Source organism: Streptomyces sp. NBC_00448 (assembly GCF_036014115.1).
In the GTDB taxonomy this organism is placed as follows: Bacteria; Actinomycetota; Actinomycetes; order Streptomycetales; family Streptomycetaceae; genus Actinacidiphila.
In genome coordinates, this window is the sequence record NZ_CP107913.1 from 2196272 (window position 1) to 2220515 (window position 24244).

At 73.7% G+C, this 24244-nt stretch carries 20 protein-coding genes; 4 read left to right on the plus strand and 16 right to left on the minus strand.

The genetic code is table 11. The annotated features are described in order from the left end of the window. Positions 1–172: 172 nt before the first annotated feature. The 6 genes from OG370_RS09355 to OG370_RS09380 form a co-directional block, all read right to left on the minus strand. Positions 173–829, minus strand: coding sequence for a hypothetical protein (locus OG370_RS09355; RefSeq protein WP_328462495.1), 657 nt, complete (start codon positions 827–829; stop codon positions 173–175). Then, positions 814–1905, minus strand: coding sequence for a ParA family protein (locus tag OG370_RS09360; protein ID WP_328462497.1), 1092 nt, complete (start codon positions 1903–1905; stop codon positions 814–816). The genes OG370_RS09355 and OG370_RS09360 overlap by 16 nt, the downstream gene beginning before the upstream one ends. 259 nt (positions 1906–2164) lie before the next feature. Beyond that, positions 2165–3280 (minus strand): alanine dehydrogenase, encoded by a 1116-nt coding sequence (ald, locus tag OG370_RS09365; protein ID WP_328473930.1) that lies wholly within the window; start codon positions 3278–3280, stop codon positions 2165–2167. 226 nt (positions 3281–3506) lie between these two features. Continuing rightward, positions 3507–5693, minus strand: coding sequence for a tetratricopeptide repeat protein (locus tag OG370_RS09370; protein WP_328462499.1), 2187 nt, complete (start codon positions 5691–5693; stop codon positions 3507–3509). A 592-nt stretch (positions 5694–6285) separates the two neighbouring features. Continuing rightward, entirely contained in the window at positions 6286–6909 is a 624-nt protein-coding gene (locus OG370_RS09375) for an NUDIX hydrolase (RefSeq protein WP_328462501.1), read from the minus strand. A 53-nt stretch (positions 6910–6962) separates the two neighbouring features. Next, the gene (locus OG370_RS09380) at positions 6963–8630 is read right to left on the minus strand and encodes a CTP synthase (RefSeq protein ID WP_328462503.1); all 1668 of its coding nucleotides are present in this window, start codon (positions 8628–8630) and stop codon (positions 6963–6965) included. A gap of 535 nt (positions 8631–9165) precedes the next feature. On the opposite strand from OG370_RS09380, the gene OG370_RS09385 reads away from it, so the two are divergent. Further along, positions 9166–10992 (plus strand): glycoside hydrolase family 15 protein, encoded by a 1827-nt coding sequence (locus tag OG370_RS09385; RefSeq protein WP_328473932.1) that lies wholly within the window; start codon positions 9166–9168, stop codon positions 10990–10992. Positions 10993–11109: 117 nt separating this feature from the next. Here OG370_RS09385 and OG370_RS09390 read toward each other — a convergent pair whose 3' ends face one another. The 7 genes from OG370_RS09390 to OG370_RS09420 all read right to left on the minus strand — a co-directional run bounded on the left by OG370_RS09390 (position 11110) and on the right by OG370_RS09420 (position 18475). Beyond that, positions 11110–12237, minus strand: coding sequence for a glycosyltransferase family 4 protein (locus OG370_RS09390; protein WP_443060638.1), 1128 nt, complete (start codon positions 12235–12237; stop codon positions 11110–11112). 132 nt (positions 12238–12369) lie between these two features. Beyond that, positions 12370–13200: a hypothetical protein gene (locus tag OG370_RS09395; protein WP_328462505.1), complete on the minus strand. Its 831-nt coding sequence runs from the start codon at positions 13198–13200 to the stop codon at positions 12370–12372. A gap of 123 nt (positions 13201–13323) precedes the next feature. Beyond that, the gene (gene recN / locus OG370_RS09400) at positions 13324–15102 is read right to left on the minus strand and encodes a DNA repair protein RecN (RefSeq protein ID WP_328462507.1); all 1779 of its coding nucleotides are present in this window, start codon (positions 15100–15102) and stop codon (positions 13324–13326) included. A 141-nt stretch (positions 15103–15243) separates the two neighbouring features. Then, positions 15244–16128 (minus strand): NAD kinase, encoded by an 885-nt coding sequence (locus OG370_RS09405; RefSeq protein WP_328473936.1) that lies wholly within the window; start codon positions 16126–16128, stop codon positions 15244–15246. 77 nt (positions 16129–16205) lie between these two features. Beyond that, entirely contained in the window at positions 16206–17012 is an 807-nt protein-coding gene (locus OG370_RS09410) for a TlyA family RNA methyltransferase (RefSeq protein ID WP_328462509.1), read from the minus strand. Between the two features lie 7 nt (positions 17013–17019). Next, positions 17020–17325 carry a hypothetical protein gene (locus OG370_RS09415; protein WP_328462511.1) on the minus strand — a complete coding sequence of 102 codons (306 nt, stop codon included), beginning with the start codon at positions 17323–17325 and terminating at the stop codon, positions 17020–17022. Continuing rightward, positions 17318–18475, minus strand: a complete 1158-nt coding sequence (locus tag OG370_RS09420; RefSeq protein WP_328462513.1) for a histone — start codon at positions 18473–18475, stop codon at positions 17318–17320. The genes OG370_RS09415 and OG370_RS09420 overlap by 8 nt, the downstream gene beginning before the upstream one ends. Before the next feature lie 151 nt (positions 18476–18626). Between OG370_RS09420 and OG370_RS09425 the strand changes: the two genes are divergently transcribed. Further along, a complete protein-coding gene (locus OG370_RS09425; RefSeq protein WP_328462515.1) occupies positions 18627–18974 on the plus strand; it encodes an SCP2 sterol-binding domain-containing protein in 348 nt (115 codons plus the stop codon). Here OG370_RS09425 and OG370_RS09430 read toward each other — a convergent pair. From OG370_RS09430 to OG370_RS09440, 3 genes are all read right to left on the minus strand, one after another. Beyond that, the gene (locus OG370_RS09430; protein WP_443060854.1) at positions 18922–19956 is read right to left on the minus strand and encodes an ABC transporter ATP-binding protein; all 1035 of its coding nucleotides are present in this window, start codon (positions 19954–19956) and stop codon (positions 18922–18924) included. The genes OG370_RS09425 and OG370_RS09430 overlap by 53 nt on opposite strands. Positions 19957–20102: 146 nt before the next feature. Next, positions 20103–21134: a FecCD family ABC transporter permease gene (locus OG370_RS09435; protein ID WP_328462517.1), complete on the minus strand. Its 1032-nt coding sequence runs from the start codon at positions 21132–21134 to the stop codon at positions 20103–20105. Further along, positions 21131–22198 (minus strand): FecCD family ABC transporter permease, encoded by a 1068-nt coding sequence (locus OG370_RS09440; RefSeq protein WP_443060639.1) that lies wholly within the window; start codon positions 22196–22198, stop codon positions 21131–21133. The genes OG370_RS09435 and OG370_RS09440 overlap by 4 nt, the downstream gene beginning before the upstream one ends. A 55-nt stretch (positions 22199–22253) precedes the next feature. Here OG370_RS09440 and OG370_RS09445 point away from each other — a divergent pair, with 55 nt between their 5' ends. Together OG370_RS09445 and OG370_RS09450 are read left to right on the plus strand one after the other, a co-directional pair. Beyond that, complete coding sequence (locus OG370_RS09445) at positions 22254–23309, plus strand: ABC transporter substrate-binding protein (protein WP_328462519.1); 1056 nt, start codon at positions 22254–22256, stop codon at positions 23307–23309. A gap of 4 nt (positions 23310–23313) precedes the next feature. Further along, positions 23314–24219 (plus strand): siderophore-interacting protein, encoded by a 906-nt coding sequence (locus tag OG370_RS09450; protein WP_328462521.1) that lies wholly within the window; start codon positions 23314–23316, stop codon positions 24217–24219. The last annotated feature ends 25 nt before the right edge of the window (positions 24220–24244 follow it).

Below are 24244 nucleotides of genomic sequence, written 5' to 3' on the forward strand. Positions count from 1 at the left end.
GACGTGGTGTAAGCAGGCTACTCGCCACAGCAGGTTGCGCCCCGTGCCCGAGCGCCGCGCCATCGTGTCTTGCCGCGCGGTTCCGCGCCCCTTCGGCGTGACCGCCTCCGCGCGGAGAGCCGCACAGTCCCAGGGGCGCCCCGGCGGGTCTGGGCACCGCGGCCCGCAGGGACTAGCGTCCCCGCAGCCGGCGGACCAGGATGCTCGCGTCCCCACGGGACTCGAGGTCGGCCAGCACGACGGCGACCGCCTCCCGGACGATCCGCCCGCGGTCGATCGCCAGTCCGTGCTCGCCGCGCAGCACCAGGCGGGCGTGCTCCAGGTCCATCAGCTCCTCCGCGGAGACGTAGACCGTGATCTTCTCGTCGTGGCGCTCGCGGCCGCTGGGCCTGCGGTTCTGCCGGGCCGCCTTGCGCCGGGCGGGCGCGGGCGGCTGGGGCGTCGCGGTGATCGGCGGCGGCGTGGGCTTCTGCGAGGTGACGGTCGCGGTGGCCACGGGGGTGGCCGTGGCGGCGGCCTGCACCGTGCCGTTGCGTTCGGCGTTGCGGTCACCGACGCGCTCTCCGGCGCCCGGGCGGCGCTGGCCGGGCGGGACCGGGTGCGTGCCGTCGCGACCGGTGTGCTCGTCGCTCCGCGCGGGCGCGGACCCGTTCGCCGTGGGGACGGTGGAGGCGCCGGGCGCGCCGCCGTTGCCCTGCGAGCCCGGTCCGCCGGACCGCGCGTCGGCGTCCGCCTCGGCGCCATGGGACGGCGGGGGCGCCTGGAGCGCCGCACCACCGGTGGTCCGGAACAGTTCGTCGGCGCCCGGCAGACTCACTCGGCGTGGCACCGGGCGAGCACCTCCCTGGCGAGTTGGCGATAGGCGGCGGCACCGACGGAGTTGGACGCGTAGGTGGTGATCGGCTCGCCGGCCACGGTGGTCTCCGGGAAGCGCACGGTACGGCCGATGACGGTGTGGAAGACGTGGTCGTCGAACGCCTCGACCACCCGGGCCAGCACCTCGCGACTGTGCACGGTGCGGGAGTCGTACATCGTGGCGAGGATGCCGTCGAGTTCGAGTTCGGGGTTGAGCCGCTCGCGGACCTTCTCGATCGTCTCGGTGAGCAGCGCGACCCCGCGCAGCGCGAAGAACTCGCACTCCAGCGGCACGATCACCGAGTGCGCCGCGGTCAGCGCGTTGACGGTGAGCAGGCCGAGCGAGGGCTGGCAGTCGATGACGATGTAGTCGTAGTCGGACATCAGCGGCTTGAGGGCGCGCTGGAGCGCGGACTCGCGGGCCACCTCGCTGACCAGCTGCACCTCGGCGGCGGACAGGTCGATGTTGCTCGGCAGCAGGTCCATGCCGGGCACCGCGGTCTTCAGCAGCACCTCGTCGGCGGCGAGGCCGCGTTCCATCAACAGGTTGTAGACGGTGATGTCGAGTTCCATCGGGTTGACCCCGAGGCCGACCGACAGGGCGCCCTGCGGGTCGAAGTCGACGAGCAGCACGCGACGGCCGTACTCGGCGAGCGCGGCACCCAGGTTGATGGTCGAGGTGGTCTTGCCGACCCCGCCCTTCTGGTTGCACATCGCGATGATCTTCGCCGGGCCGTGGTCCGTGAGCGGGTTCGGGATCGGGAAGTACGGCAGCGGGCGGCCGGTGGGGCCGACGCGTTCGCGGCGCTGACGGGCGGCGTCGGGCGCGAGCGTGGCGGCGTACTCCGGGTCCGGCTCGTATTCGGCGTCCGGGTCGTAGAACTGACCGTCTTGCAGGTCGTGGTCGTCGTCGTAAGGAGCCATGGCGTAACCGGGGATTGTCTCCGTGGTCGTCGTCTCGGGCCGGCGGGACTCAAAGGTACGGACCGCAACGGAACCGACGGTCGTTCCTGGTTGACCACCTCCGGGAGCAAATGTCGACTCGTTCACAAGTCGTCTTACCTCCTTGGTGACCAGGAAACATCTAGATAGGTCAGCGTGACTACAGCCGACGTTTCGCGACTCTATGGCGTGTCGGTGGTCCGCAGCAACACAATCCGCCGGACACGGCATGATGTGTCGGGAACCGAACACCCCGCTGTCAAGGGCGTAACCACGCGAACGGCGGGGTCTCGATGGACAAGACCCCGCCGTGCAGGCGCAGTTGGCGCAACGTGCCGATGCGTGACGTTTTTTCTGCTGCCGGCGCTCAGCCCAGCACGGTGTGCAGGTCAGTGGCGTCGAGGTCGTGCGCCTCGGCGACCGGGCCGTAAACGACCTGCCCCTCATGGGTGTTGAGGCCGAGGGCGAGTGCCGCGTCGCGCCGCAGCGCCTCGCGCCAGCCGCGGTCGGCGAGTTCGACGATGTACGGCAGCGTCACGTTGGTGAGCGCGTAGGTCGAGGTGTTGGGCACCGCGCCGGGCATGTTGGCCACGCAGTAGAAGACCGAGTCGTGCACGGTGAAGGTCGGTTCGGCGTGCGTGGTGGGACGCGAATCCTCGAAGCAGCCGCCCTGGTCGATCGCGATGTCGACAAGTACAGATCCCTGCTTCATCCGCGAGACCAGCTCGTTGGTGACCAGCTTGGGCGCCTTGGCGCCGGGCACCAGCACCGCGCCGACGACGAGGTCGGCGTCGAGGACGGCCTGCTCCAGCGCGAGCGCGTTGGAGGTGATGGTCTGCACGCGGTTGCCGAACACCTTGTCGGCCTCGCGCAGTTTGTCGACATCCTTGTCGAGCAGGGTGACGTGGAAGCCGAGACCGAGCGCGATGGTGGTGGCGTGCCAGCCGGAGACGCCCGCGCCGATCACCACGGCGCGGCCGGACTTCACCCCGGGCACGCCGCCGGGCAGCACACCGCGGCCGCCGGCCGAGCGCATCAGGTGGTAGGCGCCGACCTGCGGGGCGAGCCGCCCGGCGACCTCGGACATCGGGGCGAGCAGCGGCAGCCGGCGGCCGGGGGTCTCGACCGTCTCGTACGCGATCGCGGTGGTGCCGGACTCCAGCAGCGCGTCGGTGCAGGCGCGGGAGGCGGCCAGGTGCAGGTAGGTGAAGAGGATCTGGTCCTTGCGCAGCCGGTGGTACTCCTCGGCGACCGGCTCCTTGACCTTCAACAGCAGGTCGGCGGCGCCCCACACCTCGTCGGCGGTGCCGAGGACGGCCGCGCCGGCGGCGAGGTACTCCTCGTCGGGGATGGACGAGCCGCCTCCTGCGCCCTGCTCGACGACGACCTCATGGCCGTGCCGGACCAGTTCGTGCACACCGGCCGGGGTGATGGCCACACGGAACTCGTTGTTCTTGACCTCGCGGGGGATGCCCACCTTCACGTCGATCACGGTCCTTGCACTGAGGAGGTTCGGGAGGGTGCGGCCATGTATCCGCTATACGGACATGGCACAGCATCGCACGACACACCGGACGAGCCCGGCTTGTATACGGCGAAACTCAGTTTAGTGAAGGAGGAGCCGGTGTCCAGCCTTACAAAGTGGTGGGTTTGGCGGAGACCATTGGCAGTTTCGTAGGCTGACAGCCCCTGGGAACGAGAACGGCCGGTCAGAAAGCCGGGAGCTCGCCGGCCCGGAGCAGGCGGCGGGCGGCGGCGCGCTGGAGGTCGGCGCCCCCGGAGTCGCCGAGGTGCTGGAGCGCGTCGGCCAGCCGCAGCAGCACCGCGGCCTCCAACCGGCGCTCGCCGACCTGGCGGGCGTAGTACAGCGCGTCCCGGCACGTGCGCAGGGCGTCCTCGGGCAGCCCGGCGTACTCCTGGACCCGGGCCGCCTCGACCAGCGCCCGGGCCTGCGAGGCGAGGTCACCGAGCCTGCGGTGCGTCCCGGCCGCCGCGCGCCACTCCCGCAGTGCCTGGGCGTGGCTGCCGAGGTACGTCAGGACGGCGCCGATCCGGGCGTGCAGCCGTGCCTGGTCGACGAGTTCGCCGCGGCCCTGGCGCAGCGCGAGCGCGCGGCCGAACCAGTCCCCGGCCCGCGACAGGTCACCCAGTTCGAGGTAGCAACCGCCGATCGCCTCCAGCACGCGGCCCTCGGCCCCGGTGTCGTCGGCGGCGCGGGCGGCTTCGAGCGCCTTGCGGTACGCGGTGACGGCGTGGTCGGTCCGGCCCGCTTCCGCGTCCAGGTCGGCGAGGTTGATCAGCGCGGCGGCCTTCTCGCGCGGCAGGCGGCGGCGCTCGGCGACGGTGAGGGCCAGGGTGTGCAGTTCGTAGCGGTCCGCGCGCGCCGAGGGGCGGCGCGGCCCGGCACCCGCACCGGGGCGGCCGGGCAGGCCCGTCGCTCCGGGGCCCGGCCCGCCCGGGGGCATGGCGAGCAGGGCGCGGACCAGGGCGGCGATCAGCCGGCGGGCGAGGGTGTCGAGTTCGCCGTCGGCCACGGCGGCGCGGGCCGCGGCCATCAGCGCCGGGCGGCGGGCCAGCAGCCAGTCGGCCGCGGCGGCGGGTGAGGCGAACCGTACGGTGCCCGGCAGCGCGTCGGTGCCGCCCTCGCGGGCCAGCGCGACCCGGCACGACTCCAGCAGCCGTACGGTCCGCTCCAGCATCCGGGCCCGGGCCAGGGTGATGTCCTGCGGGCGGTCGGTGCCGGCCAGCAGCGCGCGCAGCAGCGGTTCGAGGCAGCCCGGCACCCGGTACAGGCCGTCGGCGGCGCCGCGGACCAGCAGCGCGGAGTCGGCGAGGCCGGCCAAGGCGCGGTCGGCGGCGTCCACCGCGCAGCCGGCCAGCGCGGAGGCGACATGGGCGTCGATGCTGCCGGCCGGGGCGAGCACGAGGCTGCGCAGGAGGCGGGCGACGGCGGGCGGAAGGGTGCCGTAGGCCGCCCGGAAGGCGCGCAGCAGTTCGGCCGGCGCTGCGGGGCGGCGTACGGCGGCGGGCTGCTCGGGGGCCGCGCCACCGTCCGGGGCGTCACCCGTGGCGGGAGCGGAAGCGGGAGGCGCGGGGGCGGCCGGCACGAGCGGGGTGTCGGGGGTGGCCCGCAGCTGGACGGCCGCCTCCGACAGGGGCATACGGGGCTGGGCCGCGAGCCAGGCGGCGGCGAGCCGCAGCGCGGTGGGGTGGCCGGTCAGCTCCTGCACGAGCGTCTCGGCGGCGCGTGGGTCGTTGGTGACCCGGGTGTCGCCGATGGTGTGGGCGAGCAGCGCGAGCGCGGCGGGGGTGTCCAGGCCGCCGAGGGTGCACGGGCGAACGTCGGGGATGCCGGACAGCGGGCCGTCGGCGGTCGCCACCACCAGGCTGCCGGGCGACTCGGGCAGCAGCCCGGAGAGTTGGTCGGCGCGCGCCACGTCGTCGAGGACGAGCAGCAGCCGGCGCCCGGTGGTGGCGGAGCGCAGGACGGCCACCGGGTCGGCGGCGGTCTCCGGCCGGGACGCGGTGTCGGCGCGGCCGGGAGCCGCCTGCCCGGGCACCGCGGGACGGCCGGCGGCGGGCCGCCGCGCGGTGAGGGCCCGCAGGAGCGCGCGGGCGGTGTCCTCGGCGGGCACGGGGGCGCCGTCGGTGTCGGTGAGCCGGAGGAAGTACTGCCCGTCCGGGTACGCCGCCGCGACCTCCCGGGCCAGCTTGACCGCCAGCTCGGTGCGCCCGGTGCCGGGGCGGCCGACCACCAGCAGCACCCGGCCGCGGTCCGGCTGCTTCCCGCCGGTCACGGCGAGCCCGGGCCGCACGATGTCGGCCCGCAACTGGGCGAGTTCCCGCTCGCGTCCCACGAAGTACGCGGCCGGCTCGGGCAGTTCGCGCGCGGCCACGGTGCCGACGGGTTCAACGGCGGGAGGAGGGGGCGGGCCGCCTGCGGGCGGGGAGACCGGCGGGGCCGGCGCGGCGGCCGGCGGGTGCGGCGGCCGGGGCGGCACCGAAGAGGCCGGTACGGGGACGGCCGCCGGTACGGGGACAGCCGTACGTACAGGTACGGCCGCCGGTACGGGCGCCCCCACCGGCTCAGGTGTCCCCACCGGCTCGGGTGCCTCCACCGGCTCGGGTGCCTCCACCCGCTGGGCTCCCTCAGCCGGCTCGGGTTCCTGCGCCGACCGCTCGGGCTCCGCCGCGGCCGGGGCGCCCTCCGTCGCCGCCCGCTCCGGTTCCTGCACCGGTTCCGGGTCCGCCGGGGCCCCCGGGGACCGCTCGGGCGCAGGGCTCCCCGTCTCGTCGGTGCTCCCCGCAGGGGACCGTCGCGGGTCGAGGGCCTGGTCCGGCACTGGCGCACTCCCGGAGGTGAGGTGGTGCCCCGGGAAGGGGGCGCGTCGAGCCTAGTTCACGCCCGGCACCGCGCCCCCGGGTCCGTGGCCGACAGGGGCGCCAATGATCACCCTTTCAGCTCTCCGCGCGCCCGCCTGACCGCCCTCACGCGGTGAACGGCCGCGCCGGCCACGGCGACTCCGCCGGGCGCAGCGCGTCCACCCCGCCCGAGGCGAGCGCGGCGTTGAGCGCGAGCACCCCGACCACCAGGCAGCTGTTGTGGAGTTCGCCGGCCAGCACCCCCTGGACCAGCTCGGCCAGCGGCACCCGGGCGTACTCCAGGTCGGCTTCTTCCTCACTGACCTCGAAGCGCTCGCCCTCGGCCTCGGAGACACCGCGGGCCAGGAAGACCCGGACCGCCTCGTCGGAGCCGCCGGGGGTGGTGTAGACGTCGGCGAGCACGCTCCACTCCTCGGCCTTGACGTGCGCCTCCTCGTACAGCTCGCGCTGGGCGGCGTGCAGCGGATTCTCGCCGGGGATGTCGAGCAGTCCGGCGGGGATCTCCCACAGCTTCTGCCGGACCGGGTGCCGGTACTGCTTGAGCACCAGGACGCGGTCGGCGTCGTCGAGGGCGAGGACCGCCACGGAACCGGGGTGGACCTGGTAGTCACGGCTGACGGTGGAGCCGTCGGGCATCACCACCTGGTCGGTGCGCACACCGGTCTTCTTGCCGGTGAAGGGCGTGGAGGTGGCCGTGACCTGCCACTCCTGCGGAGTGTCCTGGAGCATGCTGCGCCTTCCGGGGTGTCAGGGGGTCGGATCGACGGGAGAGCAGCCGGCGGTCAGCGGTTCGCCTGGGCCGCGACCGCTGCCTTCACCAGGCCGGCGAAGAGCGGGTGCGGCCTGGTCGGCCGGGACTTCAGCTCGGGGTGGGCCTGCGTCGCCACCAGGTAGGGGTGCACGTCGCGCGGGTACTCGACGTACTCCACCAGCTGGTTGTCGGGCGAGGTGCCGGAGAAGACCAGGCCGGTCTTCTGCTCCAGCTCGGCGCGGTAGGCGTTGTTGACCTCGTAGCGGTGGCGGTGCCGCTCCTCGACGTAGGGCTGGTCGCCGTAGACCTCGCGGACGATGGAGCCCTCGGCGAGCTTGGCCGGATAGGTGCCCAGCCGCATGGTGCCGCCGAGGTCGCCCTTGCCATCCACGATGTCGAGCTGCTCGGCCATGGTGGAGATCACCGGGTGGGCGGTGGCGGGGTCGAACTCGGTGGAGTTCGCGTCGGCGATCCCGGCGAGGTTGCGGGCGGCCTCGATCACGATGCACTGCAGGCCCAGGCACAGGCCGAGCAGCGGGAGGCGCTGCTCGCGCGCGTAGGTGATGGCGCCGACCTTGCCCTCCACGCCGCGGTCACCGAAGCCGCCGGGCACGCACACCGCGTCGACGCCGGCGAGCTGTGCCGCGGCGCCGGCGGGGGTCTTGCAGTCGTCGGAGGCGACCCACTTCACGGTGACGCGGGCGTTGTTCGCGAAGCCGCCGGCCCGGATCGCCTCGGTGACCGACAGGTAGGCGTCGGGCAGGTCGATGTACTTGCCGACCAGGGCGACGGTGACCTCGTGGGCGGGTTCGTGCACCCGCTTGAGCAGGTCGTCCCACTGGGCCCAGTCCACGTCGCGGAAGGGCAGGTCGAGCCGCCGGACCACGTAGGCGTCCAGGCCCTCGGTGTGCAGCACCTTGGGGATGTCGTAGATCGAGGGGGCGTCGATCGCGGCGACCACCGCGTCCTCGTCGACGTCGCACATCAGCGAGATCTTCCGCTTGATCGCGGTGGGCACCTCGCGGTCGGCGCGCAGCACGATCGCGTCGGGCTGGATGCCGATGTTGCGCAGGGCCGCGACCGAGTGCTGGGTCGGCTTGGTCTTCAGCTCCCCGGACGGGCCGATGTAGGGCAGCAGGGAGATGTGCACCACGAACACGTTGTCGCGGCCGACCTCGTGGCGGACCTGGCGGACCGACTCCAGGAACGGCAGCGACTCGATGTCGCCGACGGTGCCGCCGACCTCGGTGATGACCACGTCGACGTCGCCGCCGGCCATCCGCCGGATACGGGACTTGATCTCGTTGGTGATGTGCGGGATGACCTGGACGGTGTCGCCGAGGTACTCGCCGCGCCGCTCCTTGGCGATCACCGTGGAGTACACCTGGCCGGTGGTGACGTTCGCGGAGCCGGCCAGGTTCACGTCGAGGAAGCGCTCGTAGTGGCCGATGTCGAGGTCGGTCTCGGCGCCGTCGTCGGTGACGAAGACCTCACCGTGCTGGAACGGGTTCATCGTGCCCGGGTCCACGTTGAGGTACGGGTCGAGCTTCTGCATGGTGACGCGCAGGCCGCGGGCCTTGAGCAAGGCGCCGAGGCTGGAGGCGGTGAGCCCCTTGCCCAGCGAGGAGGCCACCCCACCGGTGACGAAGATGTGCTTGGTCGTCGTCGCCTTCGGCGCACTGTTCGAGAAAGGTGCCAAGAGGGGGCTCCCGTGGTCGCGAGGTGAGGGTCGGGACGGCGCTCGGTTCGTTCGCGCCGTCGCGGCGGTTCAGTGGTTCACAGCCCACCGGCCCACGGGCTACCAGGGTATCAGCGCCTCCGGGCGCGAATGGCGGCAGGCGCGGACCGCCGGGGAGTAGTCACCGCACGACGACGGCATGGCGATGATGTGAGGAATCCGTGGTGACCGCGCGGACACCGGGTGCCGATCGCGTGCACGGCGGTCGGCGTGCGAGGCTGGACGGCGGGCACGTACCGTGTCTGCCTGCGGTGACGTCCGATCCACGCGTACCGGGGCGCGTGGCCACCCGACCGGCTCAGTGAAGATCAGGGAGAGGCGCGCACCGCTCGCTGTGAGGACGTATTCTGCTCGAACGCATTGCGCGAGCGACCGGCACGGCACCATCCCCGCCCCTCTCCGGATCACTAGCTCGTCCACAGTTCCAGAGCTGATTTGCCGTAGGAATTGCCCCCATACCGCAAGACCGTCCCAGCGGGGGCGGCGCCGTGTTCGACTGGAGTTTCACGTGGCCGGGCGTATCGAGGACTACGCACTCATCGGTGACATGCAGACCGCCGCACTGGTCTGCAGGGACGGCACCGTCGATTGGCTGTGCCTGCCGCGGTTCGACTCGCCGGCGGTCTTCGCCGGCCTGCTCGGCACCGACCAGCACGGCTTCTGGCGGATCGGCCCGGCCGTCGCCGAGGGCGCGAAGACGCCGGACGCGACACGCCGCCATTACCGCGGCGAGTCGCTGGTCCTGGAGTCGGAGTGGGACACCCGCACCGGCACGGTCCGGGTGACCGACTTCATGCCGCCGCGCGACGGCGCGCCGCAGGTGATCCGGATAGTGGAGGGCGTCAGCGGCCGGGTGCCGATGCGCTCCTCCCTGCGGATGCGCTTCTCCTACGGCCAGATCGTGCCGTGGGTGCAGCAGGTCGGGGACCGCACGGTCGCGGTGGCCGGCCCCGACTCAGTGTGGCTGGACACCGATGTCGAGACCTACGGTGAAGACCTGACCACGTACAGCGACTTCACCGTCTCGCCCGGCGACCGGGTCTGCTTCACCATCAGCTGGGAGCCGTCGCACAAGCCGCAGCCCCCGTTGCCCGACCCGCTCGCCTCGCTCGCCGCGACCGAGGACTTCTGGCGGGAGTGGGTCGAGCAGTGCACCTACACCGGCCCCTACCGGGAGGCCGTGATCCGCTCCCTGATCACGCTCAAGGCCCTCACCTACGGGCCGACCGGCGGGATCGTCGCCGCGCCCACCACCTCCCTGCCGGAGGACATCGGCGGGGTGCGCAACTGGGACTACCGCTTCACCTGGCTGCGGGACGCCGCGATCACGCTGTCCTCGCTGCTGCGCACCGGCTACCGCGAAGAGGCCCGCGCCTGGCGCGAGTGGCTGCTGCGCGCGGTGGCCGGCGACCCGGAGAACCTCCAGATCATGTACGGCATCGCCGGCGAGCGTGAGCTGGGCGAGAACATGCTGCACTGGCTGCCCGGATACGAGGGCTCCTCGCCGGTCCGGGTCGGCAACGGCGCCGCCCACCAGCTCCAGCTCGACGTCTACGGCGAGGTCACCGAGGCGCTGCACCTGGGCCACATGACCGGCCTGGCCCGCAACGACTACGCGAGCGTGCTCCAGCTCAGGCTGATCCGCTACCTGGAGAAGCACTGGATGGAGCCCGACGAGGGCATCTGGGAGGTGCGCGGCCCGCGCCGCCACTTCGTGCACTCCAAGGTGATGGCCTGGGTGGCCGTCGACCGCACCGTCAAGCTCATCGAGTCCGGCGAGATCGACGGCCCGCTGGAAGAGCTGAAGGAACTGCGCGACGAGATCCACTACGACGTGTGCGAGAAGGGCTACGACCGGGAGCGCAACACCTTCACCCAGTCCTACGGCTCGCGCGAGCTCGACGCCTCGCTGCTGCTCATCCCGCAGATGGGCTTCCTTCCCCCGGACGACAAGCGGGTGATCGGCACCATCGAGGCGATCCAGCGGGAGCTGTCCACGGAGGACGGGTTCGTGCTGCGCTACCCGACCTCGCGCAGTGACGCCAGCGGCGACGAGAACCTCGACGGGCTGCCCGGCGACGAAGGGGCCTTCCTCGCCTGCTCGTTCTGGCTCGCCGACGACCTCGCGATGATCGGCCGCGTGCAGGAGGCCCGCCGCCTCTTCGAGAAGCTGCTCGCGCTCCGCAACGACCTCGGGTTGCTCGCGGAGGAGTGGGACCCGCGCCGCCAACGCCAGGTCGGGAACTTCCCGCAGGCGTTCAGCCACGTGCCCCTCATCGACACCGCCCTCCGCCTCACCGCCTGCGGCGCCTTCCAGGCGTAGGGGGTGCCCCCGCCCCTCCGGGGTGGGTGGTGCCGTCGGTTCAGTGACCACCTGCCGGTGGTGGGCCCTGGTTCTGCGCGGCTCCTTCCGCGAACAGAGCGCAGGGGCACCCGGGGGTCAGGGGCCCGTCAGCTCGTCGTAGACGCTGAGGACTTGGGCCACGGTGTCGTCCTCGGTGGGCCAGGTGGCCGCCTGGGCGCGGCCGGCGATCGCGAGGGCGGTGCGCCGGTCCTGGTCGGCGAGGAGATCGGTGACCGCGCGGGCGAAGACGTACGGGTCGCCATAAGGGACGAGCAGGGCCGCGTCGCCGACGAGTTCGGGGGTGCCACCGACCGCGGTGGCGACCAGGGGGACGCCGGCGTACAACGCCTCCTGCGCGATCAGGGGGCGGCCCTCCCAGCGGCTGGGCAGCACCACGAGGTCGGCGGCGGAGAGCAGTTCGGGGACGTCGTCGCGCCGACCGAGCAGCACCGCCGGCAACTTCTCGGCGTCGATGCGGTGTTCCAGCGCCGCCCGCTCCTGCCCCTCCCCCGCGATCACCAGTAGCGGCCGCAGTTCGGAGTCGGCCCAGTGCGCGGCCGCCGTCAGCAGGAAGTCGTACCCCTTGGAGGGTTCGAGGCGGCCCACCGCCAGCAGCAGCGGCCGTTCCTCGGCACCGAACTCGGCCCGGACCCGCTGCTTTCTGCGCTCCCCGTCGGCGGGCGGCATCGGCGGACGGGCCTGCGGTCTCGGTACGGCCGCGGGCGCCAGCCGCACGTCGTGGGCGCCGTGGCCGCGGGCCCGGTCGACCAGGTCGGAGGAGACCCCGAGCACCACGGTGGCCGCGCGTACCGCCCGGCGTTCCAGCCAGCGCGCCATCATCCCGGCCCTGCCCTGGGCGGGTGTCTCCCCGCCGTGCCAGGTCACGACCAGCGGCACCCGGCGGCCGCCGAGCGCGAGGGCGGCGAGCAACCCGGCCCGCAGGCCGTGCGCGTGGACCACGCTCGCGCCGGCGCAGGCGGACCGCAGCGCCGCGACCGCGGGGGCGTCGGCGGCCGCGGAACGGCCGAGTTCGATCGGGGAGAACCGCGCACCGGCCGCCGTGAAGCCGTACTCGGCGTCGAGGCCGGCCGGACCGCAGACGGTGACGCCCACCCCGCGCGCGACGAGTCCGGCCGCCAGCGAGCGGACGTGCGCGCCCACCGCCGTGCTCAGCACGTGCACGGCGTTGAGCTGCCCCTGAACGGGGTGCGGGCTGCTGCTCACGCGGGCGGGGCTCCTGACTCGGCGGACGCTGCTGCGGCGGACGCGGATACGGGCGCCCGGTCCAGGATGCCAGGCCGTGGCCCTGGCCTGACCGCCGCGGAGGGCATCCCTGCCGCCCGCCCCCGCCCGGGATCACCCATACGGGTGTGCCGTACGGCCCCAGGCGTCGAACCGCCGCACCACGGGGGCCTTCCAGAACCGTTCGCCCGCGCCGACCCGGTCGCCCACCGCGGCCAGCGCGACCACCACCGCCGCGTGGGTGACCAGCGCGGTACGGCCGTCGGCGAGGGCGAGTGCCGCGCCGAGTGCCGCGCCCAGCGCGTGCGCGCCCGCGTCACCGAGCATCGTCCGCTCGTGCAGGTCGTCGCCGAGCACCGCGGCGGCCGCGCCGAGCGGTGCGGAGGCGAGCACCGCGCCCGGGCCGCGCCGCAGCAGGTTCGGCAGCCCGGCGGTGATCACGGCCTTGGCGGCGCGGCCGGGCGCCACGTCCGCGAGGTTCACCGCGTGGGCGCTGCCCGCGATGACGACGCCGGCCAGCATCTGGTCGAGCGGCCTGGCCTTGAGCAGCACGCCCGCCGCCAGGCCCGCCGCGCCGATGCCGAGCAGCTTCACGCCGCCGGAGGTCAGCCGCCGTTCCCGCAGGGCGCCGAGGTGCGCCGCGAAGCCGCGCTCGCCCGGCACGCCCTTCTGGTCGTCGTACGCCCCGCAGGCGCCGGCCGCGAGCGCGGCGCCGACCGCGGCGATCCGGGCCCGCGCGCTCACCCCGCGGGCCGCGGCCATCGCGGTCGCGGCTCCCGCGGCCGCCGCGAGGCCGCCGTACAGCTCCACACCGCGGCCGGCGTGGTTCGTGCGCTGCCACATGCGTGCCTCGACGGGTGGCCTGCGGCGCAGTTGGCGGTAGGCCGCGCGGGTCGCCGCGGCAGCCGCGGCCCCCACCGAGAGGTGTCCGCTTCTCGGGTTCACCGTGTCCGGCTCCTCGCCGTAGTTGGTTGCGGTCGCGTCCCCGGGCCGGGTCGCGTCCCCGGGCAGCCGGCCATCGTCAGGTGGCCCCGGACGCGACCGGAAGGGGTGGCCCGGAGGACGGGTTCAGCGGGACGCCTTGGCCGCGGCGAGGAGTTCCTCGGCGTGGGCGCGGCCCAGCTCCGAGTCCTCCAGCCCCGCGAGCATGCGGGACAGCTCGCGCACGCGGTCCTCCCCTTCGAGCACGGAGACACCGCTGCGGGTGACGGACCCGTCGTTGGTCTTCTCGACCAGCAACTGCCGGTCGGCGAAGGCCGCGACCTGCGGAAGGTGGGTGACCACGACGACCTGGGCGGTGCGCGCCAGCCGGGCGAGCCGCCGGCCGACCTCGACCGCCGCCTTGCCGCCGACCCCGGCGTCGACCTCGTCGAACAGGTACGTGGGCACCGGGTCGGACCCGGCGAAGACCACTTCCACCGCGAGCATCACCCGGGACAGCTCACCGCCGGAGGCGCCCTTGGCGATGGGCCGCGCCGGCGAGCCGGGGTGCGGGGCGAGTTGGAGCTCGACCTCGTCGGCGCCGGTGGGGCCGTGCACGACCGCGCGGCCGCCGACCTCGATCCCGGTCGCCGGGTCGGCCGCCTCGGTCTGCCGGATCGCGACGGTCACGCGGGCGTGCGGCATGGCGAGTTCGGCGAGTTCCGCGGTGACGGCGACGGCGAACCGTTCGGCCGCCTCGGTACGGGCGTCGGTGAGGTGCTGGGCGAGGTCGCCGAGTTCGGTGCGCAGCCCGTCGCGTTCCGCGGTCAGCTCCGCGATCCGCTCGTCGTCGCCTTCGAGTTCGGTGAGCCGGGTGGCGCTGCGCTCGCCCCAGGCGAGCACCGCGTCGATGCCGCCGCCCTCCCCCGCGTCGGCGGCGTCGGTGCCGTACTTGCGGACGAGGTGCGCGAGGACGGAGCGGCGCTCCTCGACGGCGGCCAGCCGCAGCGGGTCGGCGTCGAGGTTGTCGGCGTATCCGGCGAGTTCGCCCGCGACGTCGCCGGCGAGGATGCCGATCTCGCCGAGCCGCACCGCGAGGTCGGCCAGGACCGGGTCATAGGCGCTGACCGCGTCCAGAGCGCGCTGGGCGGCCGCGATCACGGTGCCCGCGTCGACGCCCTCGGGGTCCTCCGGGTTCCCGGCGAGGCCCGCGTGCGCGAGGGTGGCCGCGGAGGCGAGCGCTTCGGCGTGGCCGAGGCGTTCGGCCTCGGCGGCGAGTTCGACGTCCTCGCCCGGCAGCGGCTCGGCCGCGGAGATCTCCTCGACGCCGAAGCGGAGCAGGTCCGCCTCCTGGGCGCGTTCCCGGGCGCGGGTGGTCAGTTCGTCGAGCTGCTCGGCCACGTCCCGCAGCCGGCGGTACGCGGAGCCGTACTTCACCAGCGGCCCGGCGACGGCGTCGCCCGCGTACCGGTCCAGGGCCTCGCGCTGCCGCGCCGGGCGCAGCAGGCCCTGCTGGTCGGTCTGGCCGTGCACCGCGACGAGCTCGTCGGCGAGTTCGCCGAGCAGCCCGACCGGCACGCCCCGGCCGCCGACGTGCGCGCGGGAGCGCCCCTCGGCCGAAACGGTACGGCTGATCAGCAGGGCGCCGTCGTCCAGCTCCGCGCCCGCCTCCACGGCGCGCACCGCGGCCGGCGCCCCCGGGTCGAGGCCGATCCGGCCCTCGACCACCGCGTGCTTGGCGCCGATCCGCACCAGCGCGGGGTCGGCGCGGCCGCCGAGCAGCAGCCCCAGACTGGTGACGACCATGGTCTTGCCCGCGCCGGTCTCACCGGTCACCGCGGTGAAGCCGGGGGACAGCTCCACCACGGCATCCTCGATGACTCCGAGCGACCGAATCCGCATTTCCTCCAACACGGATACGACCATACGAGGTTTCGGCTGGCCGTGGGACCGCCCGGGGTACCCGTTCGCGTGAGTTCCCCGGACCTGGCGGCGGGCGAGTGGCGGGCGAGCGACGGGCGGAAGTGCTCCCGCCGGCTTTCCCCCGCTCCCCCGGGCCCCTGGGGGTCAGGGCGCCGCGACCCCGCGCCAGCCGGAGACGGGGAGCGCGAACTTGGCGACCAGACGGTCCGTGAAGGACGCGTGGTGCAGCCTCGCCAGCCGTACCGGGACGGCGCCGCGCCGCACTTCCACCCGGGCGCCCGGCAGGAGTCGGACGGTCCGACGCCCGTCGCACCACAGCACACCCTGCTGGGACTGCGGCTGCACCTCGACCGCGAGCACGGACCGCGGCGAGGTCACCAGCGGCCGGGCGAAGAGCGCGTGCGCGCTGATCGGCACCATGAGCAGCGCCTCGACCTCCGGCCAGACCACGGGCCCGCCGGCGGAGAACGCGTAGGCGGTGGAGCCGGTCGGGGTGGCGCAGACCACGCCGTCGCCGCCGAACCCGGAGACGGGACGGCCGTCGACCTCGGTGACGACCTCCAGCACGCGTTCGCGCGACGCCTTCTCCACGGACGCCTCGTTGAGCGCCCAGTCGGTGTGCACGACCCGGCCGTCGTTGCGGACCAGCACGTCGAGGGTCATCCGCTCCTCGACCTCGTACTCCTTGGTGACGACCCGGTCCACCACCTTGTCGAGGTCGTCCCGCTCGGCCTCGGCGAGGAAGCCGACCCGGCCGAGGTTGACGCCGAGCATCGGCACCCCGGAGGCGCGGGCGAACTCCGCGCCGCGCAGCAGGGTGCCGTCGCCGCCCAGCACGATGATCAGCTCGCAGCCCTGTACGGACCCCGGCCCGATCTCGCCGACCAGCTCGACGGCGGCCGGCAGCGGCAGGTCCGCGGCCTCGTCCTCCAGCAGCCGCACCCCGATGCCGCAGCGCATCAGCCCGTGCACCACCCGCTCGGCGCTGCGGATCGCCGACTCGCGGCCGGTGTGGGTGAGCAGGAACACGGTACGGATCGCGGTCCCGCCCGCCTCGTCAGGTGACCCCGCCTCATCAGGTGACGTGGACAGCTTGGACAGCTCGGTCATCGGGGCCCCTCCGCCACAGCACGGTCGACTTCGGCCGGGTCCAGCGCGGGGGCGCCGGAGCGCAGCCACAGAAAGTACTCCACGTTCCCGGACGGGCCGGGAAGCGGGCTGGCGGTGACGCCGAGCGCGCCCAGCCCGAGGGCGGCGGCCTGCTCGGCCACCTTCCGTACGCTCTCGGCCCGCAGTCCGGTGCTGCGGACCACTCCGCCGCTGCCCAGCCGTTCCCGGCCCACCTCGAACTGCGGCTTCACCATCAGCACCAGGTCCGCGTCCGGCGCGGCGCAGCGCACCAGCGCGGGCAGCACCAGGCCGAGCGGGATGAACGACAGGTCGCCGACGACCAGTTCGGCCGGCCGGCCGTCGATCGCCTCCAGCGTCAGCTCCCGCACGTTGGTGCGGTCCTTGACGATGACGCGGTCGTCGCTCTGCAGCGACCAGGCGAGTTGGCCGTAGCCGACGTCCACGGCGACCACCTCGGCGGCGCCCGCGCGCAGCAGGACGTCGGTGAACCCGCCGGTGGAGGCACCCGCGTCCAGGGCGCGGCGGCCGGCCACGACCAGGCCGCGCGGGGTGAACGCGGCGAGCGCGCCGGCCAGTTTGTGGCCGCCGCGCGAGACGTAGTCGGGTTCGTCGTCGTTCTTGGCCACGACCAGGGCCACGCTGGTCTCCACCTGCGTGGCCGACTTGGTCGCGGTCGCCCCGGCCACGGTCACCCGGCCGGCGGCGATCAACTGGCTTGCGTGCTCACGGGAGCGCGCGAGATTCCGGCGCACCAGCTCGGCGTCGAGTCGGCGTCGTGCCACGTACGGTTCAGCCCCTGTTCTCGTCCAGCGCGGTCAGCGCGTTCCGCAGTCCGGCGTGCACATCTTCGTAGACCTCGATGTGCGCGTCCGTGGGGAGCGCGTCCGCGTCCCGCAGCCGCTCAACCGCGGCGTCCACCTCAGCATTCCCCGTCGCTTCGACCGTCACCCCCAACGGCTCGGGGCGCCGCTCGGCTTCGGCCACGTGGGGCGGCTGCTCGGCGGCGGTTCCGGGTGCGTCGGGGGGCGTTGGGTTCGGGTCCGTCGCGGGTCGCCGCTCGGGGGTCACGCCGGGCAGATCGTAGCTCTCACTCATCGCCGCCGCCGGGCCGGGTGGACTCGGGCACCTGCGTCGGAGCGGGCGCCGGGGTGGGCTTCGCGGCCGGGGTGGTCTTCTTGGCCGGCGCCTTCTTCGCGGTGGTGGTCTTCTTGGTGGCCGACTTCTTGGTGCCGGCGGCCTTGGTCGCGGTGGCCGACTTCTTCGCGGGGGTGGTCTTCTTCGCGGCCGTCGTTTTCTTCGCGGAGGCCGGGGCCGCCTTCTTGGCGGGGGTCTTCTTCGCCGTCGTGGTCTTCTTCGCCGTCGTGGTCTTCTTCGCGGCCGTCGTCGCCGGTGCCGTCCCGGCGGGCGGGTTCGGCGCGGCCGTCGAAGGGGTCGAAGACGTCGAAGCAGTGGAAGGCGTGGAAGTCGTCTTCGCGGGGGCCTTCTTGGCGGTGGCCCTCTTCGCGGAGGCGGTCTTCTTCACGCCGGCCGGCTTCTTGGCCGTCGTCTTCCCGGCCGCGGTGGTCGTCTTCGCGGCTGTCGTCTTCGTCGCGGTCGCGGCCTTCTTGGCCGGGGCCCTGCGCGGGGTCGCCGGCCGGTCCGTCGCCGCGGTCCTGCGCGGGTTGGCCACCGACTTCCGCGCGGTGCCGCCCGTCCTCCCGGGCGCCGCCGCGGACTTGGCGGGCTGCACCGGCTCGGGCTCGACCCGCACGTGCTCGACCGGGGGCGTCGACGCCGGGCCGGACGGCGGCTTCGGAGTGGTCGGGCGGGTGGGGGCGGTGCGCTGCGCCCGCTCCTTGGCGGTGGCCGCCCGGCCCGTGGACCCGCCGGCGGCCTGGGACCCGGCCGCCGTCCCGTCGTCGGACTGCGGTGTCTCCAGGTTCCTGATCCGGCGTTCCAGCGTCTCCAGCACGACGCCGACCTTGGTGACCTCGTCGGCGAGCCGGCTGACCCGACCCATCGTCTTGTCGACCTCTTCCCTGACGATGCCGAGCAGCAGGTCGCGGTTGGCCCGGCCGGAGGCGATCAGCTCGTCCGCGAGGGTCTGCACCTCCGGGGGGATCGCCGCACCGATCCGCTCCTGAAGGGCCGCGGGGTCGATTCCCGCCTGGTCGAACATCTCCTTGGCCGCCTCGACCGCACGGCGCCGGGTGGCCTCTGTCAGGCCGCCCGCGATCTGCAGACAGGTACGCAGCGCGTCCCGCATCGCTCACACTCCTCGCCTCGCCGTCGGCGCATGCCGCCGCACGCTGATGCATGCGGTGACGACGCTACCTCTTTCCGTCGCCGTGCCCCGATCACAGGCACTGCGGTACCGTCATCCGGACGTATCGCACCACCGGGAGACACCGCAGCCGATGGCCACCATCGAGGAGTGCCGCAGCGCGCTCGCCACCTTGTCGGCGAACCTCGCGAAGGCCGATGGCGCGGTCCGCGACGCCACCGCGCTGGACCGCTCGCTGAGCTGCCGGATCACCGACCTGGGCGTCACTTTCGTGGGCCGGCTGGCGGCCGGCAGCATCCAGGACGTGGTCACGCTGCCGGGCGCGCCGGAGCGGAAGGCGCAGATCCGGCTGGCGATGACCGGCGACGACCTGGTCCGGCTGGTCGGCGGCGAGCTGAACTTCGCGAAGGCGTGGGGCTCCGGCCGGGTCAGGGTGCAGGCGAGCCTGCGGGATGTGCTGAGGCTGCGCTCGCTGCTGTAGCGGCGCCGTCCTGCTCCGTGTCGGCCCCTTCCGTGTCGGCCCGTTCCGCGTCATCCCGTTCCGCGTCGGCCTTCCCCGGTGCGCGCCGGGCCGCCGGCACGACCAGCGGCGTACCGCTCTCCGGGTCGTCGATGATCCGGCACCGTACTCCGAAGACGCGTTCCACCAGTTCGGTGGTGATGATCTCGGCGGGCGGGCCCTGGGCCTCGATCCGGCCGTCCTTCATGGCGATGAGGTGGGTGGCGTAGCGGGCGGCCTGGTTGAGGTCGTGCAGGACGGCGACGAGGGTGCGGCCGCGCTGCTCGTGCAGGTCCGCGCACAGGTCGAGGACGTCGATCTGGTGCTGGATGTCGAGGAAGGTGGTCGGCTCGTCGAGCAGCAGCAGCGGGGTCTGCTGGGCGAGGGCCATCGCGATCCAGACGCGTTGCCGCTGACCGCCGGAGAGTTCGTCGACATAGCGATCGGCGAGGGCGGCGACGCCGGTGGCGGCCATCGACTCGTCGACGATCAGCTCGTCCTCGGCGGACCACTGCCGCAGCAGGCCCTGGTGCGGGTAGCGGCCGCGGGCGACCAGCCCGGAGACGGTGATGCCGTCGGGCGCGACCGAACTCTGCGGGAGCAGGCCGAGCGTCCTGGCCACCGCCTTCGCGGGGAGCGCGCCGATCGCCCGCCCGTCGAGCAGCACCCGCCCCTCGGCGGGCTTCAGCAGCCGCGACAGGGCACGCAGCAATGTCGACTTGCCGCAGGCGTTCGGGCCGACGATGACGGTGAAGGACCGGTCGGGTATCGCGACCGAGAGGTCCTTGGCGATGATCCGCTGGTCGTAGCCGAGGGTGACGGCCTCGGCGGCGAGGCGGGTGCCGCCGGCCGGGGCCGGGGCGACCGTTCCGTGGGCGCCGGCCACCTCGGCGGTCTCCGCCGCCTCCGCCGCCTCCGCCGCCTCCGCCGTCGTACGTGTCGACTTGTCGGTGCCGCGGAACATCCGGCGGAACCCCTTTCCTGGTCGTGCCGTCGCCTGGTCCTGGCCGTGCCTCGCCCCGGAGCCGTCCCGAGCCGTGTGGTCTGCCGCGGTGTCGTCTGCCGCCGCGCCGTCCCCTGTCGTGCCCTCCCGCGCCGCGCCGTCCGCGCTCATATCCGCCCCGCCCTTCGTTCGCTGATCAGCAGCCACAGCAGGTATCCGCCGCCGAGGACCCCGGTGGCCACGCCGACCGGCACCTCGCCCGAACCGAAGGCGCGCTGGGCGGCCCAGTCGGCGGCGACCAGCAGGGCCGCGCCCATGAGGGCGGACGGGACGAGCGCGACACCCGGTGAACGGGTGAGGCGGCGGGCGAGTTGGGGCGCGGTGAGGGCGACGAACGCGATCGGGCCGGCCGCCGCGGTCGCGGAGGCGGTGAGCAGCACGGCGACCAAGACGGTGATGAGCCTGATCCGCTCGACGTGTACACCCAGCGCGCTGGCCGCGTCATCGCCCATCTCGGTGATCCGCAGCGCGCGTCCGCTGATGAGCAGGATCGGCATCAGGACGACGGCCGCGCCGAGCAGCGGCCACGCCTGGGACCAACTGCGGCCGTCGAGCGACCCGGTGATCCACACCACGGCCCGCGCCGCGTCCACGATGTCCGCCTTGACCAGCAGGTAGCTGTTGACGGCCGACAGCACCGCGGAGGCGCCGATGCCGACCAGCACCAGCCGGTAGCCGTGCACCCCGCGCTTCCAGGCCAGCAGGTAGACCGCGATCCCGGTCAGCAGGCCGCCCACCACCGCGCCGATCGAGACCTGGTACGACGGGCCCTTGAACAGCACGATCACGACGAGGGCGCCGGCCGCCGAACCCTGGCCGAAGCCGATGACGTCGGGGCTGCCGAGCGGGTTGCGGGAGACGGTCTGGAAGGCGGCGCCCGCCATGCCCAGGCTGGCGCCGACCAGCAGCGCCACCACGACCCGCGGCAGCCGCAGTTGGCGGACGATGAAGTCCTGGCCCGGGTTGCCGTGGCCGGTGAGGCTGCGCAGCACGTCGAGCGGTGCGATGTGGTAGTCGCCGGTGCCGATCAGCACCACCGACACGGCCAGCGCGATGACGGTCAGGCCGGCGCACACCAGCAGCGAGCGCCGGTCGACACGCACGGAGCGGCCGCCGCGGCGCAGTACGGTCTGGCTCACAGTTCGGCCATCCTTCGGCGTCGGACCAGCGCGATGAAGACCGGCCCGCCGATGACGGCGGTGACGATGCCGACCTGGAGTTCCGCGGGACGGGTGATGACCCGTCCGATGACGTCGGAGCCGAGCAGCAGCACCGGCGACAGCACGGCGGCATACGGGAGTATCCACCGCATGTCGGGGCCGGTGATGCCGCGCACCACGTGCGGCACCATCAGGCCGACGAAGACGATCGGGCCGCACGCGGCGGTGGCCGCGCCACACAGCAGGGTGATCGCGGCCATCACCATCACGCGGGTGCGGGTGAGTTTCGCGCCCAGGCCGCGCGCGGTGTCGTCGCCGAGGGCGACCGCGTTCAGCGGGCGGGCGGTGGCCAGAGCGAGCACCGCGCCCACCGCGAGGAAGGGCGCGATGTCCCGGACGGTGGCCATGTTCGCGGAGGCGAGCGAGCCGACCTGCCAGAAGCGCATCCGGTCCAGGGCGACCTTGTCGGTGAGTTCGACCGCGGTGGTCCAGCCCTGGAGCAGCGCGGTGATCGCGGTACCGGCGAGCGCGAGCCGTACCGGGGTCGCGGAGCGGCTGCCGCCGATGGCGTAGACGAGCACGGAGACCACGGCGGCGCCGGCCAGCGCGAACCAGACGTAGCCGGTGGTCGAGGTGACGCCGAGGAAGCTGATCCCGGAGACCACGGCCGCGGCGGCGCCGGCGTTGACGCCGAGCAGTCCGGGGTCGGCGAGCGGGTTGCGGGTCAGCGCCTGCATCGCGGCCCCCGCCACACCGAGCGCCGCGCCGACCATCAGGCCGAGAACCGTGCGCGGCAGCCGCAGTTTGCGGACCACGACGTCGTCGTCGGTGCCGGAGTAGTGGAACAGGCCGTGCCACACCTGGTCGACGGGGATGTTCCGCGCGCCGATCGCGACGCTCGCCACCACCACGAGGGCGAGCAGTCCCAGGGCCAGCAGCAGCCCGGCGGCCCGGCGCGTGTCGGCGCGGGAGACGCTGCCGCGGGGCGGGGCGGACGGGGGCCCGGTGTCCGCCTGAGGCGGGGAGTGACGGTCGACCAGCACGGAACTTAGGTTAGCCTACCCTCGCCAGGTCACTTCGAGCAGAGCGGTAGCCGTCATGCATTCGTCCCGTTTCGCAACAACGTCCGGACTGTCGCGCCGAGGTGTCCTCGCCGCGGGCGGATCGGTCGGGCTCGGCGCGCTGCTGGCGGCGTGCGGTGGGTCATCGGACTCCGGCTCCTCCGACTCCGCGAAATCGGACGGCAAGGGGGCCAAATCCCGCTCGGGCCCGTGGAGCTTCACCGACGACCGCAAGAAGACCGTAAAGGCCGCCCACGTCCCGGGCAACCTTGTGGCCTACATCGGTTCCGCGGCCGCCCTGCACGACTACGGCATCGAGTGCACCGGCGTCTTCGGCCCCACCACCCTCAAGGACGGCTCCGCCGACCCGATGGCCGGCGGCATCGACGTCAAGAAGGTCACCGTACTCGGCAACACCTGGGGCGAGTTCAACATCGAGAAGTACGCCGCCCTCAGCCCCGGCCTGCTGATCAGCCACATGTACGAGGCCCCCACCCTCTGGTACGTCCCGGACGACAGCTCCAAGCAGATCCTCTCCCTGGCACCCAGCGTCGGCATCGACGTCGCCGGTGTCCCGCTGACCACACCGCTCCAGCGCTACGCCGAACTCGCCCGGTCCCTCGGCGCGGACATGACCGCCGGCGCCAACGCCGCCCAGAAGGCCCGATTCGAGAAGTCGTCCGCGGACCTGCGCGCCGCCGCCAAGGCGCACCCGGGCGTCACGGTGCTGGCCGGCTCCGCGAGCACCGACTCCTTCTACGTCTCCACCCCCTCCTCCGCCGCCGACCTGAGCTACTACAAGAGCCTCGGGGTGAACTTCATCGTCCCGAACAAGGTCAAGGGCGGCTTCTTCGAGACGCTGAGCTGGGAGAACGCCGACAAGTACAAGTCGGACGTCATCATGCTCGACAACCGCACGGCCACACTCCAGCCCAAGGACCTCATCAGCAGGCCCACCTGGGCCCAGCTCCCCGCGGTCAAGGCCGGCCAGGTGCTCGGCTGGCCGAGCGAGCCGATCTTCTCCTACGCCAAGTGCGCCGACCGGATCGACGCCCTGACCAAGGCCATCACGTCCGCGAAGAAGGTGATCTGACACCATGTCCGACCTGACGTACGACTTCTTCCACCCGCGCGTGGTGCGCACCCATCAGCTCTCGCCGACCCTGCTGCGGGTCGTGCTCGGCGGCGCGGACCTCGCCCGGGTCGTCAGCGGCGGCCACGACCAGCGCTTCAAGCTGTTCCTGCCGCACCCCGGCCAGTCGGCGCCCGTCCTGCCCGACGTCCTCGACAGCGACTGGTACGGCCGCTGGCGCGCGCTCGACCCGGCGGTACGCGGCATCATGCGCACCTACACCATCAGCGGCGTACGGCAGGACCCGCCGCAGGTCGACGTCGACTTCGCGCTGCACGGCGACCTCGGCCCTGCCTCCCGCTGGGCCGCGCGGGCCCGCCCCGGCGACGGCGTCTCGATCCTCGCGCCCGTCGCCGAGGACAACGGCGGCGTCGAGTTCCAGCCGCCGGCCGGCACCGGCTGGGTGCTGCTCACCGCCGACGAGACCGCGCTGCCCGCACTGGCGAACATCCTCGCCGCGCTCCCCGCCGGCCTGCCGGTGCGCGCGTTCGTGGAGGTCGGTCACCCCGACGACCGCGTCCCGCTGCCCACCGAGGCCGACGCCGAGATCACCTGGCTGGTCCGCGGCGGCCACGACCGCACCGCGCCCCTGCTCGACGCGGTCCGCGCCACCCGCGTCCCCGAAGGGGCCGCCCGCTACGCCTGGTTGGCGGGCGAGTCCGGCTGCGTCCGGGCGCTGCGCCGCCACCTGGTCGCCGAGCGCGGCCTGGACCGCAAGGCCGTCTCCTTCACCGGCTACTGGCGCCAGGGCCGCACCGAGGACGACCTGCTCACCGCCGCGATCGCCGCGGCCGAGGACGAAGCGACCGCCGAGGCGAAGAGCGAGGCGTCGGCCGAGGCGCAGCCGGCGGCGGTGGGAGCCGCGGGATAGCGCGCAGGGCAGGGTCCCGAGCACT

Coding starts and splice junctions, on each gene's coding strand:
- OG370_RS09415 (WP_328462511.1), bottom strand. CDS start 17,325: ATGAGTGAGAGCTACGATCTGCCCGGCGTGACCCCCGAGCGGCGACCC.
- OG370_RS09430 (WP_443060854.1), bottom strand. CDS start 19,956: ATGTTCCGCGGCACCGACAAGTCGACACGTACGACGGCGGAGGCGGCG.
- OG370_RS09445 (WP_328462519.1), top strand. CDS start 22,254: ATGCATTCGTCCCGTTTCGCAACAACGTCCGGACTGTCGCGCCGAGGT.
- OG370_RS09375 (WP_328462501.1), bottom strand. CDS start 6,909: ATGCTCCAGGACACTCCGCAGGAGTGGCAGGTCACGGCCACCTCCACG.
- OG370_RS09425 (WP_328462515.1), top strand. CDS start 18,627: ATGGCCACCATCGAGGAGTGCCGCAGCGCGCTCGCCACCTTGTCGGCG.
- recN (WP_328462507.1), bottom strand. CDS start 15,102: ATGGTCGTATCCGTGTTGGAGGAAATGCGGATTCGGTCGCTCGGAGTC.
- OG370_RS09450 (WP_328462521.1), top strand. CDS start 23,314: ATGTCCGACCTGACGTACGACTTCTTCCACCCGCGCGTGGTGCGCACC.
- OG370_RS09420 (WP_328462513.1), bottom strand. CDS start 18,475: ATGCGGGACGCGCTGCGTACCTGTCTGCAGATCGCGGGCGGCCTGACA.